The organism is Cohnella mopanensis, from assembly GCF_022352055.1.
Lineage (GTDB): Bacteria > Bacillota > Bacilli > Paenibacillales > Paenibacillaceae > Cohnella > Cohnella mopanensis.
The window spans coordinates 306,555-324,597 of record NZ_JAKRWM010000001.1 but is presented as its reverse complement, the minus strand read 5'-3'; the positions used below and the strand labels follow the sequence as shown (position 1 = coordinate 324,597).

Sequence of the window (18,043 nt, the reverse complement as noted above, 5' to 3'; positions counted from 1 at the left end):
CTTACTGCGCAATCAAGTGCGCTAATTTACCGGCAATCGCGTCGATATCGCTATCGTTACGGACGTGGAACGTATTACCCGTTACGAGTACGGAATGCTTCGAACCGTTACCACCATTCTCGCGATTATCCGCCGCCTGCGTTTTCGTAAGAACCTCTTCGCCTTCGTGAAGTCGCGCTACGTAACCGTTGTATGGAACGCGGTCGAGTCCGGAAGCATGTGAACCGTCAGGCTTAACAGTACCTCTTTCTTTTAACATCTTACTAATAACATCATTCTCGGGAATCTCCACACGAGCCATTTCATGTAGCCCATCGAGACTGTGTCCAGGCCACTCAAGCATCTTATTTCCAATCGATTTATCAGGGTTATTCCAATACTCCACTTCCTTATCGATCGACGGCAGTGCTGCTGTTGCGGCTGCTGCGGCCAACTTTACCTGAATTGGTCCAGGCGTAGCAACGAACGCTAAGAGTGCGGATAGCTCCGGATTTTCTTTTGCGAACTCTTTTAAACCTTTTAACATTCCTGCCCCGATAGACTTCCCGATTTCAACAGCAGCGTCAATCAGCGGTTGAGAGGCTTTTAGCGTTTCGGACATGAAGTCTACTATATCTGAGGAAATTATTGATATCTTTGCACGACCACCATCATCCAGCCATCTGTTAAATGACTGCATAATATCTTCGTATACGAACTTGATTTTGCCTTCAAGTGTAGTGATTTTCTGAAACTCCGGGTTATTGGTGAAGTGGTTTTTTAAGTATTGGGTCGCTTTATCCGTCATTCGTTGCATAGCCGCGGTGATTTGCGGAGTATACTCCTTAACCATATTCGCAGCCTTCGTAGCAAACTTCTGTATGAGAGGCATAGTCGGTGATAACGCGGATATCTGCAACGTTTCGATTGCGCGGCTGAACTTCTGCGTCGCTCCCTCGGCGGAATTCATCTTATCTACGGCTACGTCTAACGCAGATACTTTCAGCATTTCCTCCCGGAAGTCAGCGACGCCTTCTGCACCTGATTCGTAAAGGACATTCGCCGCACGAATCGCGTCCGTCCCGAACATCGTCTCTAACGCTAAAGATCGTTGCTGATTCGTCAACTTGCCGAGAGACTTACGTAAAGACCCCGCTATAGACTGCATCGACTTGATGTTCCCGTTTGCATCGTAAAATTCGTTGGCTCCATCTTTCGTGACGAGGCCGAGCGCGCGGAATAGTTTCGTCTGCTCTTTCGTCGTCGGCTGTAACCGTTGTAACATCGTTTTAAGCGACGTACCCGCATCCGAACTCTTAACGCCTTTATTACCGAATAGTCCTAACGCGATATTCGTGTCCTCAAACGTTAGCCCTACGCCAGCCGCAACCGCTGATACAGCCGCAAGTGATTGGCGTAGCTCATCGACGTCTACTGCGGACGCGTTAGCGGTACCTGCGAGTATATCCGATGCTCGTGCGGCGGTCATTCCGTCCTTACTAAAAGCGTTCAATGCGGTCGACATAATTTCCGCAGCGGATGTAAGGTCTAGTTCACCTGCTGTAGCGAGGTTCAGCGCAGCCGCAAGTCCGCCAGCTTGCACCGCCGCAGGGGATAGTCCAGCCTTCAACAAAGCCTCTATCCCGGAAGCAGCTTCCGTAGCTCCGAACGCAGTCGACTGACCCATCTCAAGCGCAAGATCGCGCATCTTCTCATATCCCTGCGTACCTTTAGCGAGGCTTTTATCGAGTGCTCCGATAGACGCCATTTGTGAATCGAAGTTCATCGCCTTCTTAACGGATGACACCGCCACCGCAGTCGATGCGATAGCGGCGCTTAGCCCGCCAACTATAAGCGAGGTCTTCGCAACTCTGGCGCCGAATCCCGCTAAACTAGACGTAGCATTCCGCAACTGTCCGGACATACCGTCGATTAACCGAAGTCGTGCCGTTAAGTCAAACGCCATAACTTACTTCCTTTCCGCTGCCTTCCGTGCTTTCGCTTCGTCCTCTAACGTGACGAGTACGGACGCAAACATAAATAAGCGATGGCGCTGATCCATCGCGTAAACTTCGTGGGGCGGGATATGGTGCCGCGTAAATATCGCGTGCATTAGATACGGGACACCGCCCGCCCGTATTAGTTTTTTGCGTCTTCGATTAACGCGTCCTCATCGCCGAAGCCGGAAAGGTCGAGAATCGCCTGAATCACCTTCGCGAGTTCGCCCGGTAGCAGTGCCTTCGCAATACAATCGCTGGCGTCACTCGCTTCGTATTTTTCGAGTAGCCGCTTATCGGAGAAATCCGGATCAACGCAACCCTTCGTAATCACGGCCGCGTTAAACAACTGGTTATCGAGTGTCTTCGTACCCTTCGCACCCGGCACCGTTGCCCGTTCGTTTGCTTTGCGTAAATCTTCGTTACTTAGCGCACGCACCGTAAAATTCGCCTTAAGCCGCGCGATATACACTTGCGCTGTTTGATCGATCGTTGCGCCGAGTAGTGCGTCAAGTCCGCTAGTTGTGTTTCCCATTTATAAAAACCTCCGTTTAATTGAGCGTAATTTTCGAAAATAAAAAGGAGCCCGAAGGCTCCTGCGTAATTAGATCGGTCGAATCTTGTCCAAGACATCGGAGCCGCTAAAAACGAACGTTAATTCCTGTTCGACAATCGCGCCGACCTCGTAGTTAACGATCGGGATTTTGTCAAAGGTAACGTTTTTCAATCGAACACGATAAGCGCCGAATGATTCTGGATCGTCCAGTTTAACGACGAGTTCCGTTGTATACGGGGAGCTCCGATCGTCCGTAACCTGAAGCATTTTTTCGACGAACTCCGATGTCACCATATAACTGTTAATCGTCCCGGAGCCCTTAAGTGTGGTCGTCTTATTTCCGAGCCACCGCGTACCGGCCAGCTTAATCTCTTCGAGTCCAATTTCGATGGACGCGTCGACTCCGGTTACATTCGATAACCATTCGCCATTTTCGTCGTATAGCTGACCGAATGTGCCGCTAATTACTTTCCGTGCGTCAAGTGCCGTTGCCATTTATGCGCTCACTCCTTCCGTTAGATGTTCACCGTGATAAAGATCCGCTCGATGCTATCGACTTCGACGTAGCTAATCGAAAGAAAAACGGAGTCCCCTACGCTTGGTCGTTGCGGATCAAGTCCGACGACTGGTGCCGTGAGTACTCCGTTAGTTGCGAGGTTTTCGAGATACGCTTTAATTGCGACAATGAGAGTTGCTTGTCCGTCAGCGTTGTTGTTCAGCTTGCCGATATAGTTGTCCTCGGCTGTACGGGAAACGTCGGTCGCGATCGCTTGGCGTGCGCGAATTGAACGGATCTTACTTTTCGCAGTGGTGACGCCTTGGACGATTTTCACCTTTTCACCGTCGTTAACGAGAATTAGCGATCCCGCCGCGAGTGACGTATTGATCTGCGTGTTAGTCAGCCGTTTCGTCACGTCGTCAACTGGCGCCACTGTGTACGTAATCGAACGGTTAATTGCGGTGCCTGCGATAAGGCCCGCAACCCACGGACTAAACTCCGAAGAAGTGAACGAATCGCCGCGAATAGTTACGCCGTTAATCAAGTTGACGATATAGTCGTCGCTGTTTAACGTTGAGCGCGTATCCCCTTGCGTTGGCGTTGCGTCAGTTGTCGCGTCCCCACCGATAACGACTGCGAAGTGTTTGCCTGCGTTACGATTAGCGACCACCCACGTTTTAGTAGCGGCTTGTTGTACCGCACTAAATTCACCGTCAAACACGAATACATTAAACGGACGCGCATCGAACGCATCGCGCATATCCGTATAATCCTTCGTGGCTGGCGTATCTGGCATCGTGTAGACGAGCACTTCTTTGGCGCCGCCCTGTAAAGCGAATAGAATCGATTGGATATTTGCCGCGCCGAATAAATCTACCGCCTGTTTCTCCGTTTCGACCGTATAAAACGTCTTAGCTGTCGCAGTATTCGCGTAAGTCAGAAGCGGAATAGCGACCGTACCGCGAGCACCTCCGCGAATCTGCGCTGCCGCTGCTTGGACGAAGTTAATGTACAAACCCGGTTGTATCGGCAGGGACGTACCATCCCATGAACCTCCTGCCATGCGGAAACCTCCTTTAAAATAGAAAAAGCGCCCCGAATGGAGCGCCTAGTTTTGCTTAATGCCTACATGATTGATTTTCGGCCACATCGTTTGATTCCGCGCCTCACGCACGCTTACCTCCAGTACTCCGACTGAAGCATATATTTCGCCGTTTCTCATTTTCACCGGTTGCGAGTACCCAAACGAGTTCATCCGCATTCCCGGCGTAACGACTTCCGTTTGATAGAGAGCCGTCGATAACGCGTCCATTTTCGCGATCACACTTTCGGGCCATTCCGCATAATAAACGACTTGGTATTCGCGCGTTGCTCGGAAATGGTAAAGCGTCTCGGTTTCGCGACCATCGCCAATTAAGCGGACGTAGAACGAGTCATTCGGAGGTTTCTCCGGTACGATCTGTTTACCGGTCGTCGACGCTGGAGAGAACGATTTGATATACGATTCAATCGCGATAATCTCGTTTATTACCGACAAACTACCATCCCCTCCGCCTCAACTCCGAATGAATCTCGCTCTCGATATGCCGCACCCATTCGTGCTTATTCCGCTCAAGCGGTACATCAAGGAATTGCTTTTCGGTGCCTCCCGTTCGGAGATTCTTACCGCCCGCATCCTCTTCGTGAATATAGTAGGCGTAGTTAAAACGTCCGCCGCTATACGTTTCAATCGCATTGGCGGAGAGTTCGCCTTCGAGATTCATACCGCGTCGCCGCTTAATTTCTCCCGCATTGATCGACTGCCGTAACGTACTCTTATCGATTGGCGCTACGTCAAACGCTTCCGCCTCCCAATCGTCAAGAACATCGTGCATTCCACGTTTAGCGCCCGCTAACAACGCGGTCGGCATCGCTCGTATAGCGCGTCGAAACCGCGATAAGTCGATATCTAATCCGCGCGATGTCACACGTACACCTCCGTAAGAAGCGTCTTCCCACCGATACCACGCCGAGGTTCGATCGATAGCGGCTTCCGCGATATGATGACGCCGAGTTCGTTCGTAAACGTTAGAATATCGTCATACGCAACATTCGGGAGCCCGCCGAAAATAGCGCTCATACTCGATACTGCTTCGTCGCCTACCGCGTTCTTAACGATGCGGGTCTCCTCGACAACGCGCGCCTTAAGCGTAATCTCAACGTCGGGAACTGCGTGTCCCCAACCGGTATCCGCGCCAGGCTTCGTAATAACGACTTTTTGTTTTAACGGAATAATCGCCATTACAGCACCGTCCATCCGACGCGCCGAGCCGCAAGATTAACGCCGTTTTCAGCCCCGATAATGTCACGAGCAACTTGCGGAATAAACTTCCGTAAATCATCGCTCGGACTTCCGACGCGTGCGTCCTTGAAGTTGAACGATCCGACCTTATCAACGGAAAAACCGGTTAGCCCGTGTTGAGCCAGCCGGTTCGTATCGTTAAAGACAATCGCCAGCACGTTCGCAAACTCGTACACCGCCGTGTCAGGTATCGTATATTTCGGATAAGTCACGTTTAGCGTTCGCTCGGCGACCGTTAACAATCGTTGTTTTTTCGCCGCGTCGCTGTCCGCCCAGTCCTCGATATCGATACAGTTCACGTTAATGTAATAGTCCGCAAGCGTTACGTTTTGCGCCATATGCGCCACCTCCGTTATTTAGCGGAGGATTTGCGCGGTTTTGCTACGGGCTTTTCGTCCGTGGGCGCTTCGCTTGCCTCCGTTTGTACATTCGTTACTTCCGATTCAACGCGGATTGCGTCGGGAATCGAATCAAGTACCGCTATAGTCTCCGGGTCATCGGTTACGTAGCGGCCGGTGCTAAAGTAGTGAACCTCATCGTTAACGTAAAAACCGAGCGCCGGGTATCGCGATGTATATTCCACGTCAACACCTCGTAAAGAGAACCCGCGACAGTTACGCCGCGAGCTCCGTAATTATTCCTTAGTTCAAGCCTTTCAAGCGACCGTGCGCCTTCTCTTGCTCGAATTGCAGCGTGTACTCACCGACAACCATTCCGGTATCGTAGTCACCCTTAACGCCGAGGTACGTATGACCGAACTCGCGCGTATTCAGCGGTTTAATAGCGATGCGGTTGGCGTCAACCAAGAACAACTCGTCCGATGCGAGGTTTTGGCTAAGTACGACTTCGAACTCGCCAAAATCAGTTACTAGGTAGTCAACTCGTTGGCCCCGCTTGTTATCTCCGCGGGTCAATGCCACTTTATTCGCGTCAGTTCCGGATAGAGCGATCTTTTGTTTAGCTGCGACCATGATTTTATAGTCTCCGCCTGTAGAGAAACCGCCAGCATCGTAAATCTTTTGTGCAAGTGTGTTGATTGCACCGACTGTAACCCCGCCGTTTACATTAGTCACATTTGTTGTAATCCACTGGCGAATCCCTTTCATTTGACGGACCTGGCCTGACTCGTATGAAATACCGTTTATAACAGCTTTCTCTAACTGAAGTGCAAGTTCGAGAAGTTTCTTTTGCTTCTCATACTCATAAAGGTTTTCGATGCCGTATTGTGTAACAGCCTTCGCCGTACCACTGACTTCAACCGTGTCGTCAAAGATTTGCGTCAAGTTCGATTTACGTACACGCTGTTTGAAACGAGATGCTCGAGCATCCGCACCTTCCGCACCCTCAACGAACAACACTTCGATTTTCGTGCCGTCAGTAATCGCCGCTGCCGTAGTGCTTGCGTAACCACGCGATACAGTCAACGTTTTAGTACCAGTATCTACCGCGGTTACTTTCAACAACTCATCGCCAACTTTAACAACGTGACCGGAGCGGAAGGGTTCTGCGTCCGCAACTACTACGGAAGTAGCAGCGTTAGTTACTGCACCACTAACCGTAGACTCATCGCCGATCATTTCGTCCTCAAACCATACGTGTTCGACTTGCGAGACTGGCGTACTAAAGCCGAGCGCGTTAATCAACGGTGTTTGATGCGGATTAAGCAATAGGATTTCGTCGACAACCGATTCACGTTTACCGATAAGAGATGCGTTATAAATTTTTGCCACTAGGTAATTCCTCCTTGGTTTTTAAAACTAAAAAAGACCCCGATTTTCGGAGCCCTCGCGTCTGCTTGCTCTTACTTGCTTAGTTCTTCTTTTAAGTCCGCGTAAGCGATTCGGTCTTCAATCCGTCCGGACTTCCGCGCTTTCTCGGCGGCTTCCGCCAGAAGTTGTTCCTTCGTCTTGTCCGGTTTTTGCTGATCTTCCGTTCCCCCTCCGCCGATGTTGCGCGGTTTCGTTTTCTCGACGAGGTACGGTTTATTTGTAATCAACGCCTGAACCGCATTCTTCACGCCGACAACGTTGCCCTCTTCGTCAACCGTAACCGCTGTAAGGTCGGCGAGTTTAAGCGCATCGTCTAGCGCATCCGGACGTACGTTCAATTCGCGAGCAACTGCCCGGAACTCCGCTTTAATGAGGCGTTGGTTAGCGGCTTCAATTGTTTTTGCGCTCGCTGCTTCCGCGTCGGCTGCCCGTTGTAATGCTTCGGTTTTCTCCGCGTCAGCTCGTTCTTTATCCGTTAATTCCGCTTGTTTGCGGGCTTCCTCTTCCGCTCTCAGACGGTCGCGCTCGGCTTTCAAATCGTCATAATCTGCGTATTTTTTGGTTGCGCGTCCTTTTTCACGTCCAATCAACGCATCGAGTTCCGCTTGGGTCATGGTAACGGTACGCTTGTCCGTGCTTTCTTCGTCACCGTCATCGTTACTTCCACCGCCGCCGCTTCCGTCATCTGCTTCGAACATCGGAGTGCTTGGCGTATATCCATATAAAGCGTTAATAAATCGTTTCATTTTCGTTACCTCCGGTTAAAGTCCGTCGACTGTCGTATAGCGAGCCGTAGCAGTTTAATGTCGTGTACGTTCGGACATAGAAAAACCGACGCGATTAAACGTCGGTAGGTGGAACACGTATAGGACTTACGAGGTGGCGGCAGCAAGGGTGAAAAATCTCGCGCCGCGGTAAGTCCCCGATATACGGAAACGGACCGGGCGCATCCGGCACTAACTTCACGATCTTACCTTCCCAACTTGCGCACGCATCTTTCGCACCATGGCGGGATATCCGGCCGTAATATGCGCCGCGACCAACCGCCTCGTTAATCGTTGACTCACGGTGAGCTGAAGCCATCTTCGTACGCACGACCATGTCGACGTAAACTTCCGGACGCCATCGCCGCCCCGATGCGTCAATAATTCCGGTATTTACCGAGTCTCCGAGTTTCTTCCGGAGTCCCGCCATAATATCGTGCGTATTCGTTCGCCTTCCGTTGATGCCCGCCGCCATGTTCGTACGCAGTGCATCTCCGGTTACTTGGCGGACGGCGGCTCTAACGCGGCGTTCAACGTTTTGTGTAACCGCGAGTAAATCCGCTTGAGTATCTTCGATTACCGCTTTGACCATTTCTTGATTCAATCGCGTTAATCTGACGACTTGTTCCGGATTCCTAATCCCGAGCGATGTGAGCGCGGTAAGTACGCCATCTCTAGCGGCAAGCGGTACGTTCTCCGCGACCCAAGCCGCTGACTCTTCGTTAAGACCCACGAGTATCTTCGATACTTCCGCCAGCACAGCGATGGAGGATGCGCGAGACATATCCGTAAGGTCAATCCGTTCAAGTTCCGCTAAGATTCTCGCCACTGCCGTCTTGTAAGCTAGCGTTAACTTATCGACTTGACTCACGCAGCCTCACCGCCGGGGCTCGCGTTAAAAACCGAACCGTCGACGGTGCCGTTAGCGCGAATCTCATCACCGTCAATCCGCGTAATAATCTCGGAAACGTGCGAGTCGTCAACGTTATCCAACCGTTTAATCGCGGAATGTACATCGAGCGTCGGTTTGTTGCCGGTACGAATCTGCGCAACTTCTGCGTCATATTTCTCATCGCGCGGGATGCCGTCTTGCCACGTAATCTTCGGATAAATCGGCGTATACGGAACGAAACCCTCAACGCCTTTATTCGCGAAGTTTTCGAGCTCCATTGCCGTCCATAACGCATCCCGAATCGCCTTATCGACGTGTACGCGGATACGTTTGACTTTCGATAGAATCGGCATGAAGCGCGCTTTGATTGCGCCAGCATCCGTATGTGAAGTACCAGTACCGCCCTTATCGGAAGCGAGCGTTGTACCGAATAACCATTGCGGCGTCTCGCTCATTTGGAAGATAAGTCCGATTAGGATATCGAGTTCCTTAAACGCGCCCTCTAATTGCGATTCCCATACCATGTAACCCGGCGTTTGGTCTTCCTTTCCGACCGGTATGTATTTACCGCCGAATCGGACTTGCGCGCCCTCGCCGTTATCTTCCGTAATATCCGGCCCGTATGCCGTCGGGTCCGCGTGCTTCCACAGAATATAATCGATCTGTACGAGACGGTCATTAATCGCGGCCAGTACGGACTCGATCTTCTCAACTCCGGAGATACCGCGCCAATCGTTATCGACTGACTTATACGGAATGTGATGAACGAGGAATCGCGATGTTCCCGTTTCGACTACGTTCTCCACACGTTCGGTTGCGACTTGTTCTCCGACGATATACGTTTCGATCGGTACGCCTTCCGAAGTGTCGACGCCGTTTTCCGATAAGCGGTACTTTTCGTAGATGATGTAACCGGGAATGTGCCGTTCAACGTTAAGGTACGGAACCTCCGTCGAAACCGACCGTGCCACTTTCGCAATGAAACGGCTATACGGTTCTTCGATCCATTCGATCCAAGCAATGTTCACGGCCTTGAACCGTTTACGTGATCCGCGGGATAGCTCCGGAAATACGAAACGCGCGTCAACGGATTCGATAATCGGTTCCGGGTCGCTAATCGCGTCAAGCCCGATCGCTTCCGTTTCACTTACGTCTGCCCGCGGTGCATAAGCCGTCTTAATAAACGAGTCACCTCGGATGCCTGCACCGATAACCGATTCATGGATGAGCTGAGTTACGTCGTTCTCTTCAACGATCCGACTTAGCGCGGACTGTTCCGTTGTATCATCCGGCTTCCCACTATCAAACGTAGGCGGATCGCCGACCATTAAGTCCGCCGGCTTCGTTAACAACACGTCCATCAAGTTAACCGCGATAAACAGCGTCTTAAGTTGCGCGGCGTGCGGCGTATCTTTCAAAAGTGCGGATGCGCGATCGTAGATTTCCGGATGGCGACCGTCGAATACCGCCTTGCCGCGTTTATACTTCGCTAAGCGGGGAATGTCGGCGGCTGGTGGGTACTGAGCGCCGGGAAAGAATAGTTTCGTCAAATTTCGTCCTCCTTCCTAGTTGATTAGACCTAATTATGGTAGAATGGAATATATTAACTTTAGGCGGTGATTGGGTGGAGTTTGAACAAGAGCTTAGTAGTGTTCTACAGCAATTAAGAGACAAAGAAATTCAGGAAAGTCGAGCAAAACAACTAAGGGTATTTATCATGGATAAAATGTCGGACGATATTATCAGTGTAATAAATAACCTACAAGGTAAGTTTAAACTTACAAAGTACGACCGTTCTGGCACTGATGCGTGGTCTTTTGAAGTAAACGGACACCCTGTTAAATTAACTCGAGACGAATTAGTTTACGCGACAATTGGTGGAAACCCAGAAGATGCGCTCCTTCAAAGCTTAGTGGACAATGATTATAGAGACGTTATAAAAAATCTTATTATTGAAAAGCTAAAGGCAAATATTTAAATTTTACATCCACGTAGGTTTATTCCGGAGCACCCGTCGTCCCTTTTTCGATATGCTTACCGCCATTTCGAGCGCGTCCGGAAGGTCGTCATGTGCGCCTGATCCGTATAGCTCAAATTGTTCGAGAAGTAGCGCATGTTTCCGCGTAAACTGTATAGTTCCGTTCTCGATATCCGGAAGAAGCGCTTCGATCCGTAAGTCTTTCCGCGACCGTTGGTGAATCTCTTTCACACGGTTATTAGCGGGATACCTCGCGGCTCGTAGCGCTTCTTTTAGTTTGTGTACGAAGAATTCTTGCGCCGCCTGCGCTTCTGCCGCGATCCCTGCCGGCTGGAAACGTAACACACGGTCAACAATCTCGCGTAGAAATACGTCAGGATGCACACGCTCACCGAACGCATCGATTACGTAAATGGCGCCACTTTGTCGGTGCCGAGCTACGGTTACGATGGCGCTATAGTCGCCCCGCGTTTTCCCCATCGCGAAGTCAACGCCCATGTAGACGTCGTAGCCCGGATTAGTCAGCGGATAACAGTCTAAGACGCCCGAAAGCTTACCGTCCCAATACGTGAACGTCTCCGGATTGAATATCATCGATTCCTCGTCGACCGGATTGTTCATGTACTCCGTGTTAAACGCCTTCGAACCGTTATCCCATTTCCACGCCATCAACTTCCACAACGGCTGCGCATCCGGCCACAATACGATTGACCCGCGCTCCATTTCCGCTCGGTTGAGTTCGTACAAGGCGCGCGCTTCCGCTGCCCGGTTCGGATTATCGCGGTCAACATATACGAGTCGGCACGCTTCCCATAAGTCCATCCGTTCCGGCCACTGTATGATTGCGCGATAAACTCGGCTCTTGAAGTCCGACCGCTTATGCAGCACGTTAACGAGCAGCGCTTCGTGATGTACCGTTGTTCCCATGTAGACCATCGCGGTCTTTTTGCCTTTCGGATCACCGAGCGGTACAACGGTCTGAGCGAACCAGTCGCGCATCTTTTGGCGGAGTTCCGGTGTGGCTGCGTTCGATTTGATATCTTCGAGATCGTCACACACGATGAGATCCGGCCGCACACCGTTCCAGTTACGTCCGCGGAGCGCTTGTCCGGTACTTGCCGCCTCCACTTTCGCGATTAGGCGAGGTATACCGTTCTCCCGCGGCTCCCACGCGATAAACTCCGTAGAGTTATCCTTCGGGTTCTCTTGCTGTTTCGGCGATAATAGCGGACCGAAGTCGCGCCGGAGCTTCTCGTTATGTTTCAGTTGCATAGCGATCCAGTCGAGGTTACCGGACGAGACCGCCGGCGTCTCCGATATGATAATCTCGTATTTACGCTTGCGATAAACGATCTCGCGTAAAGGGAACGCCTTTGATAAGTACGTTGATTTCGCGTGTGAACGGGGCGCCGCGACTGCGACCTTTGCGTTAACCTCAACGTTCGAGACATCGTCCATAATCGTGCTAATCTCGCGGTGAAACTCGGGCGCATCCGCAATATCTTCGATGTCGAAGCCGTCCCAGTTACCGGCGTTACCCGGATTCTTGGCTTCCGAAAAGTATTCGAGTGCGAACGCGATAAGATCCGTTTCGCCGGCGTGTATCCGCTCCAACCGCTCAAGCTCGCTTATACTGCGCTCGATCTCCGTGATATCTTCGTCACCAACGGAATACCAATCGAACGACTCCGCAGCAACATCGCGTAACTCACGTAAAGGGGCGATCATTTCCGCTCGAATATCACGACTAACCCACGCGCCATTAATCCATGCGATAAGTGACCGTCTCCTTTCCGTGATTTTCCCGTCTAATTAGCGCGCTAGGAGTCCGCTAGGGTAAAACTACCGGACAACGCAAATAACCGTAATTTCACGGAGAAACTACGGAAATTAATGGTATAGTGATTACGAGGTGATGAGCGTTGAAATATTTTGCGAATAAAATTACGGTTGATGCGTTAAGCCAACCAAACACGATCGAGAACGTTTATCTAGACGTTGCGGGCTACGCAATACTATTCGACTACGATGGTATATCGTATACCCTTCACGTCGAGTGTCTGCTAGCACAGCCCGTACCACTCTACGTATCCTTTACGTATCCGTCCGGAAAAGAAACCCCACGTTACCAAAGCGTATTAGGAAAAGTGAATGCGCTTAAAGAACGGATTTACCAATCGATCGAAAACCACGAATGGTTAAAAATCCTAACCGCGTTCGTATAGTCTAAACGTTATTTTTGATACGCGGATTTGTTTCCGACCTAAAACGGTCTCCCTCGTACCCCGCCTTGGGGGTAAGCGGATATCCCCGGTACTACCTCGCAAAAGGCGTATTTTGACGTAAAGTACTATACGTTGACACCACGTAGAAACCGTGCCGCTATGCGGTTCTTGTTCCGTCCCGATCCGCGGCCCATCCGCTATTTGTACTATTCCGCATAAACAGCGATTGGTTTCACGTTAAATAACGTTTATTTTCGAAAAGTTTCCGGAAGGGTGCGCGCCAGGAGCTCCGTGCAGGATAATCGTACCCCATCCGAAAGTATCCGAACTCCCTACGTTATCTCTCGCTTCATCTAAATGCGCGCATGTCCGTTACCCCTCCGTATTGCCCTTCCGCAGCGCCATGATACGGTTTTTCAGCGCTTCGATATCCGTTCCCTCGCTTACTTTCGCATCCACTTCGACTCTATCCGTTAACATGCCGCTAACTTGTAGCGCTAGTTTCGCCATTGCCGCGTTACGATCCGTAATCGCAATATCCGTTAACGATTCGACTAGCTCCGGTAACCTTGCGTCATTGTTCCGTTTAATCGCGCGCTTATACTCCGTTTCGAACTCCGGTTTCTTACGCCAGTTTTCGAGTGTACGCGCTGTTACTCCGCATAGTGCCGCAATCTCTTCGTACGTCTTACCGCCTTTACGCGGTAACGATAACCATTCGATCGCGATCGTTTGTTCAGCGGTTAAGTTCGCCATATCTACGTAAACCTCCGTTTCTATTACGTTTGCTCACGGGGAATGTGGACATTCCGCTAGAGCTTAAGTGCTGACTTCGGGGAAAACCGCCCCTCGTCCTATCCGCGCCAAAACCGTGCGCGTCTAGACTATATTGGTACCGCGAGATCTTATAACCTTAAAAAGCAACGCGATAAATGAGTCGATACACAAGGGACGCGGTTTCTGTCCCGAAGTGTCGGGGCGTTCTCCCCCGAAGTAACGTTATAACTCCGTATCCTAACGCTCGCTCACTCAACGTAATGAGACGTAGAGAAGAAGACTAAGATATAATTTACGCACATAAACGCCGATTCACTTACTCCTACGTGCGACTTCGGCGTTTTCCATTGTCCAAATAAGCGCAACTTTTTCGTCGTTTTGTCCAAATAAGCGCAACTCTGACGTCACCGTTTGCGGTATTTTACGTTAAACATCGCCTGTGCTGTCTCATCTACTGGGCGACTATTGCGCTTGAAGACGAGCGGGTTAAACATATACCGGGTAATCCCGCCAATGGATATACGCGCGATTACGTATTCCTCACCTACGGTAATGCGTCGGATGCGCCGCGATAGTTCCGTTTCACCTATGCCGATTGCCTCCGCAAGTTCCTTTCCGCTAAGCCAGTTAATCTCGTAAGGATCACGTTCCGTCGGGTTAGAGCATAGCGCGTTCAACTCGTAGTTAACGAACGGTAACATTCGATAGACTAACCCGAGATCAGCGGCCTTTGCCGCGCTATCATATGACTGCTTGATTCGCGCAGAGTACATTCGGATGACGGAATTGTTTCGCGCAGCTCCACGAAAATGATAACGAGGATTAACCGCGTGCTTGCCGTCGGATTCGGTAATGATGCCGTGCTTTATGCAAGCAGTTAGAAACGCATAGAAGGTCGATCGCTTACGCTCCAGGCGAAGTGTACTTATCATGTCCGCCGTCTTCATTGGCGTACTGTTCGAGTTAATGAGCATGTTAGAATCGTAGTCCACGTAACACTGTAGTACTGTCAAGAAACCGCATTGTGCCGTTGATAGCACCGCGGTAACTTCTCCTAACGCTTCCATTGCGGCGAAAGTAAATTCCGCCTGTCGTCCGTGAAATGTCGCGCGTCGCTCGTACGCCGTAGCCTGTGCCTTCGAGCGTAGGTAGTGCGTCTCAGCCGGTGCGTAAACAAGGGCCTCGCCTGTTTCTGGATGATATGCGGAGCCTGTACCGGTAAATGATATGTGTTCTGGCGTGTACTTGCGGTTAGTTGAGTTCAGTCATATTCACCGCTTCCTGTGCGGCATTTAGTTCCGCTATAGCCTGCGTAGCTTTCTTCGCCTCACGCTGAAGCGCCTTAAGCCCCGTTAGAGCTTCCGATACGTCTACGCTAACTTTTACCGTTATACCGTCTAATACGCGCTTATCTTGCGCCATTCACAACGTCCCCTTTCGTATTTAAAACGTTAAAAAGACAAAAAAAAATAACGCGGGGCCGACGGAGTTTACCCGTACGTGAGTTGCCCTGCGTAGATTAATAGCGAACTTTTATGTTCTTACGTTCGAACTCGGCGTCAATATCGAACGGTTCTGACGACGTAACCCTACCATGAATCAAGGAACCGTCCGAAGCTTGACCCGCCATATTGAGACCGTAGTCGTCCGTCTGCTTCTCAAATTCGAACGACATTCTATCGAGTTGCTTCTCCGTATACACCGGATAATCGGCGATATCGTAGTCACCGCGTACCCAGTCGTTAAGGCGTTCTAACTGCGCCGTTTTGACCGTTTGACCCGATACGTGTTCGTAATACCGAACTAGGTCGGCAGCTGCCGTCTGCTTCTCCGCCATTGTTGCGGATACTTGAACGACTTGGTCGATTACCCTGCGTAAAACGATCCGGTTATCTACGTACGAGTAAAATTGCCCGCGCCACGCATAACCGTTTCTCCATATATCCCTAACCGTTCGGGTACCTTGCTTAAATGGTGTTTTTTGTGAACTTAATTGAAGAACTGCTGTCATATTGTTTCGTCCTCCTCATGTATCTAATCAATATGCAAAAACTTGTACGTTCGATAAGATTTAAATTCGTAATTTCTGCGCAATTCGACCGAGTCCCCTAGAGAAAACGGACTCCTCCATATCGAGCTTGTCCGCAATATAGCGGTTTTTTATTCTATATCCTCCGTCTTCTCCCAATCGATATGCGCTCATATTACCGGCCACGACGTCAGTACCTACGGTTTCATAGATACGGTCGACAAACCTACGCTGGCTACTTCGGAGCGCCACACCGCCTAAATCCGCCTGCCTACCGAATACGATTCGCGCGATGTCGGTAGTGCGCGGCTGTACGTAAAGCGCCCTGTAGCGCCCGTCCGCGTCCTTGCGACCTAAGCGCCTTGTCCCGGATTCTGCCATTTGCAATCGGATATACTCCGAGCGGAAGGCGCGATTAGTATAACGAACAATCTCGCGCTCACTTTTCGAAGTATCTACTCGGAAAAGGGCGTACTCTAGCGCCGGAATAATCAGAGTCGACTCTATTTCCGCTATTACTCTCTCGTATGTCTCGTCCGCCCAGGCATTATTGTGTGATCGGTGGCGGACCATTGAGCAGATTAAACTCTCGTATACGTCAGAACCGAGATACTCCGCGATTTCCTTGCAGTGGTCTAGTACCGTACCGAAAGCGGGCTTCTCGAAGATATCTACGCCAAGTCCGTCCATTATCCCTTTACGGAAATAATGTAAATCGTCCTTGGCGTAAGCATTCGCGGGCGTACGGAAGTATTTGGCGGTCTTTAGCTTACCTCCTATGAGAACGTTAATCGCGAACGCGATATACATTGCGTGCTCCGGATAGACCGTACCGCGACGGAGTACGTGAAACTTAATCCGCATGTAATCTCGAATCTTCTCGATGATAGACCGATCGCCTTCCTGTTGGAACCTCAATACTAACTCGCGGAATCTATCGTTATCCCGTGTCAAGCGGCCACCTCCCCGCTGTCATACCTCCATCCCCGGAATACCGCCGCCAGCTTCTCCGCCGCAGAATCAAACGCAACGTTATTTTCCCACCTGATTACTCCACTTCCCATCGCTACCTGTATCGCGTGGATTTCCTCCGGGTTAAACTCACACTCTTCTATCGCGGATTGGATGTCGACGAGTAGATTAACGTTCTCATAGGTACCTTTAAGGGCGCCTGACTCAAGTTGCTGTGCCTCGGAAATCGCAGATTTAACGCCATCCGCCGTCTCCATCCTGTACCTAGCATCGAGTTCGCGCAGTTTACTCAAGCGGTCGATCTTACATACGCCCACCGTATCGCCTCCGTTTGATGTAGTAAAGCGCCTAGCGATTAAAGGTTAAAGTTAACGTGGCTGAGAGCGGCTTTTGCGTGGGTGGCGTGCGCTTACGCGGGTTTCTGCGGCCTTTCTTCCGCTCTATCAGCGCTGGAGTCCCGTGTTCCGTTATTAAATCGTGAATGAACAACCGGCCTTTCTGCGTCCACTTCGTATACACGCGAGTACCTTGTTCGCCGACGGTGAATGTCTCCGATTTAGTGAAGCCGCTATTTGCGTAACTCGCCCGTAACACCCACTGCCCGCCCGTTTTACGCTGGACGCCATGCACACGTAGAAACTCATTAAGGGTTTGTGGAGTAATTCCGTAGTCGCTCGCTATTTGCGTGATATTTACTGCGTCCGGCGACCGGAGTATGGTATCATAATACGAAATCTTCGGCGCCTGTTCCTCGATTATCGCAGCTTGGCGAGTAGTCTCCGATAACAGTAACTGGCGTTGTTCTTCCTCCACTATCCACCGTTTGGCGCGCGCTATAGGATCTTCAATAGAGTAAGATGGCGTTGCGACTGGCGCTTGATACGCGCCGGTTTTACGGATCGACGGTAGGACATCATGCGTTACCCAACGTTTAAATGCGCGGGCTTCCGGTTTACGGCTGCCGAGTATTAGTGAGTACAGACCGGATTCATTTACCACCGTGGAATTCGGATTGCCTCGAATACCCTCATTTAAAGTGATAGTATTCTTTTCGTCATTGTCGAGCCTCGATAGCGCTTGACTTGGATTACCAACTTCGAGAATCTTACAAATATCCTTCGCCACAAACCACGGTTCGCCCTCGATACTAACCGTCCTGAATACGGCACCTTCGTAATTAAAAACTCTCGCTAACTGTTCCATTCGAGCCCTCCCTTTCATTAATTCGTGTTATCTATATTAAGCGGAGTATCCCGCAAGATTTA

Annotated in this window: 23 protein-coding genes; 2 read left to right on the top strand and 21 right to left on the bottom strand. The window is 50.6% G+C overall.

Annotation, left to right across the window (positions count from 1 at the left end; all coding sequences use genetic code 11):
• Position 1 precedes the first annotated feature (1 nt).
• The 13 genes from L3D05_RS01450 to L3D05_RS01390 all read right to left on the bottom strand — a co-directional run bounded on the left by L3D05_RS01450 (position 2) and on the right by L3D05_RS01390 (position 10,347).
• The gene (locus L3D05_RS01450; RefSeq protein ID WP_239613944.1) at positions 2-1,945 is read right to left on the bottom strand and encodes a phage tail tape measure protein; all 1,944 of its coding nucleotides are present in this window, start codon (positions 1,943-1,945) and stop codon (positions 2-4) included.
• A 173-nt stretch (positions 1,946-2,118) separates the two neighbouring features.
• Positions 2,119-2,511, bottom strand: a complete 393-nt coding sequence (locus L3D05_RS01445) for a phage tail assembly chaperone (RefSeq protein WP_239613943.1) — start codon at positions 2,509-2,511, stop codon at positions 2,119-2,121.
• A gap of 69 nt (positions 2,512-2,580) precedes the next feature.
• Positions 2,581-3,027 (bottom strand): phage tail tube protein, encoded by a 447-nt coding sequence (locus L3D05_RS01440; protein ID WP_239613941.1) that lies wholly within the window; start codon positions 3,025-3,027, stop codon positions 2,581-2,583.
• A gap of 20 nt (positions 3,028-3,047) precedes the next feature.
• Positions 3,048-4,094 (bottom strand): phage tail sheath subtilisin-like domain-containing protein, encoded by a 1,047-nt coding sequence (locus tag L3D05_RS01435; protein ID WP_239613939.1) that lies wholly within the window; start codon positions 4,092-4,094, stop codon positions 3,048-3,050.
• Between the two features lie 45 nt (positions 4,095-4,139).
• A complete protein-coding gene (locus tag L3D05_RS01430) occupies positions 4,140-4,568 on the bottom strand; it encodes a hypothetical protein (protein ID WP_239613937.1) in 429 nt (142 codons plus the stop codon).
• A gap of 1 nt (position 4,569) precedes the next feature.
• Entirely contained in the window at positions 4,570-4,998 is a 429-nt protein-coding gene (locus L3D05_RS01425; RefSeq protein ID WP_239613935.1) for an HK97 gp10 family phage protein, read from the bottom strand.
• Positions 4,995-5,312: a hypothetical protein gene (locus L3D05_RS01420; protein WP_239613934.1), complete on the bottom strand. Its 318-nt coding sequence runs from the start codon at positions 5,310-5,312 to the stop codon at positions 4,995-4,997. The genes L3D05_RS01425 and L3D05_RS01420 overlap by 4 nt, the downstream gene beginning before the upstream one ends.
• Entirely contained in the window at positions 5,312-5,710 is a 399-nt protein-coding gene (locus L3D05_RS01415) for a hypothetical protein (RefSeq protein ID WP_239613932.1), read from the bottom strand. The genes L3D05_RS01420 and L3D05_RS01415 overlap by 1 nt, the downstream gene beginning before the upstream one ends.
• Before the next feature lie 14 nt (positions 5,711-5,724).
• Positions 5,725-5,955 (bottom strand): hypothetical protein, encoded by a 231-nt coding sequence (locus L3D05_RS01410; protein ID WP_239613930.1) that lies wholly within the window; start codon positions 5,953-5,955, stop codon positions 5,725-5,727.
• A gap of 58 nt (positions 5,956-6,013) precedes the next feature.
• Positions 6,014-7,102, bottom strand: a complete 1,089-nt coding sequence (locus L3D05_RS01405) for an SU10 major capsid protein (protein WP_239613929.1) — start codon at positions 7,100-7,102, stop codon at positions 6,014-6,016.
• A gap of 71 nt (positions 7,103-7,173) precedes the next feature.
• Complete coding sequence (locus L3D05_RS01400; protein ID WP_239613927.1) at positions 7,174-7,887, bottom strand: phage scaffolding protein; 714 nt, start codon at positions 7,885-7,887, stop codon at positions 7,174-7,176.
• A gap of 94 nt (positions 7,888-7,981) precedes the next feature.
• Complete coding sequence (locus tag L3D05_RS01395) at positions 7,982-8,776, bottom strand: phage minor capsid protein (protein ID WP_239613925.1); 795 nt, start codon at positions 8,774-8,776, stop codon at positions 7,982-7,984.
• Positions 8,773-10,347 carry a phage portal protein gene (locus L3D05_RS01390; RefSeq protein WP_239613923.1) on the bottom strand — a complete coding sequence of 525 codons (1,575 nt, stop codon included), beginning with the start codon at positions 10,345-10,347 and terminating at the stop codon, positions 8,773-8,775. The genes L3D05_RS01395 and L3D05_RS01390 overlap by 4 nt, the downstream gene beginning before the upstream one ends.
• 74 nt (positions 10,348-10,421) lie before the next feature.
• On the opposite strand from L3D05_RS01390, the gene L3D05_RS01385 reads away from it, so the two are divergent.
• Complete coding sequence (locus L3D05_RS01385; protein ID WP_239613922.1) at positions 10,422-10,775, top strand: hypothetical protein; 354 nt, start codon at positions 10,422-10,424, stop codon at positions 10,773-10,775.
• Between the two features lie 3 nt (positions 10,776-10,778).
• On the opposite strand, the gene terL is transcribed toward L3D05_RS01385, so the two are convergent.
• Positions 10,779-12,503: a phage terminase large subunit gene (terL, locus tag L3D05_RS01380; RefSeq protein ID WP_369417926.1), complete on the bottom strand. Its 1,725-nt coding sequence runs from the start codon at positions 12,501-12,503 to the stop codon at positions 10,779-10,781.
• 194 nt (positions 12,504-12,697) lie between these two features.
• On the opposite strand from terL, the gene L3D05_RS01375 reads away from it, so the two are divergent.
• Positions 12,698-13,000, top strand: coding sequence for a hypothetical protein (locus L3D05_RS01375; protein ID WP_239613920.1), 303 nt, complete (start codon positions 12,698-12,700; stop codon positions 12,998-13,000).
• Positions 13,001-13,372: 372 nt separating this feature from the next.
• Here the strand turns inward: L3D05_RS01375 and L3D05_RS01370 are convergent, their stop codons facing one another.
• The 7 genes from L3D05_RS01370 to L3D05_RS01340 all read right to left on the bottom strand — a co-directional run bounded on the left by L3D05_RS01370 (position 13,373) and on the right by L3D05_RS01340 (position 17,981).
• A complete protein-coding gene (locus L3D05_RS01370; protein ID WP_239613919.1) occupies positions 13,373-13,756 on the bottom strand; it encodes a phBC6A51 family helix-turn-helix protein in 384 nt (127 codons plus the stop codon).
• Positions 13,757-14,181: 425 nt separating this feature from the next.
• Positions 14,182-14,817, bottom strand: a complete 636-nt coding sequence (locus L3D05_RS01365) for a hypothetical protein (RefSeq protein ID WP_239613917.1) — start codon at positions 14,815-14,817, stop codon at positions 14,182-14,184.
• A gap of 211 nt (positions 14,818-15,028) precedes the next feature.
• Positions 15,029-15,199: a hypothetical protein gene (locus L3D05_RS01360; protein ID WP_239613915.1), complete on the bottom strand. Its 171-nt coding sequence runs from the start codon at positions 15,197-15,199 to the stop codon at positions 15,029-15,031.
• Positions 15,200-15,296: 97 nt separating this feature from the next.
• Positions 15,297-15,788 (bottom strand): hypothetical protein, encoded by a 492-nt coding sequence (locus tag L3D05_RS01355; protein ID WP_239613914.1) that lies wholly within the window; start codon positions 15,786-15,788, stop codon positions 15,297-15,299.
• Positions 15,789-15,848: 60 nt separating this feature from the next.
• The gene (locus tag L3D05_RS01350) at positions 15,849-16,760 is read right to left on the bottom strand and encodes a hypothetical protein (RefSeq protein ID WP_239613912.1); all 912 of its coding nucleotides are present in this window, start codon (positions 16,758-16,760) and stop codon (positions 15,849-15,851) included.
• Positions 16,757-17,095: a hypothetical protein gene (locus tag L3D05_RS01345; protein WP_239613911.1), complete on the bottom strand. Its 339-nt coding sequence runs from the start codon at positions 17,093-17,095 to the stop codon at positions 16,757-16,759. The genes L3D05_RS01350 and L3D05_RS01345 overlap by 4 nt, the downstream gene beginning before the upstream one ends.
• A gap of 31 nt (positions 17,096-17,126) precedes the next feature.
• Positions 17,127-17,981 (bottom strand): phage antirepressor, encoded by an 855-nt coding sequence (locus L3D05_RS01340; protein ID WP_239613909.1) that lies wholly within the window; start codon positions 17,979-17,981, stop codon positions 17,127-17,129.
• Positions 17,982-18,043 lie beyond the last annotated feature (62 nt).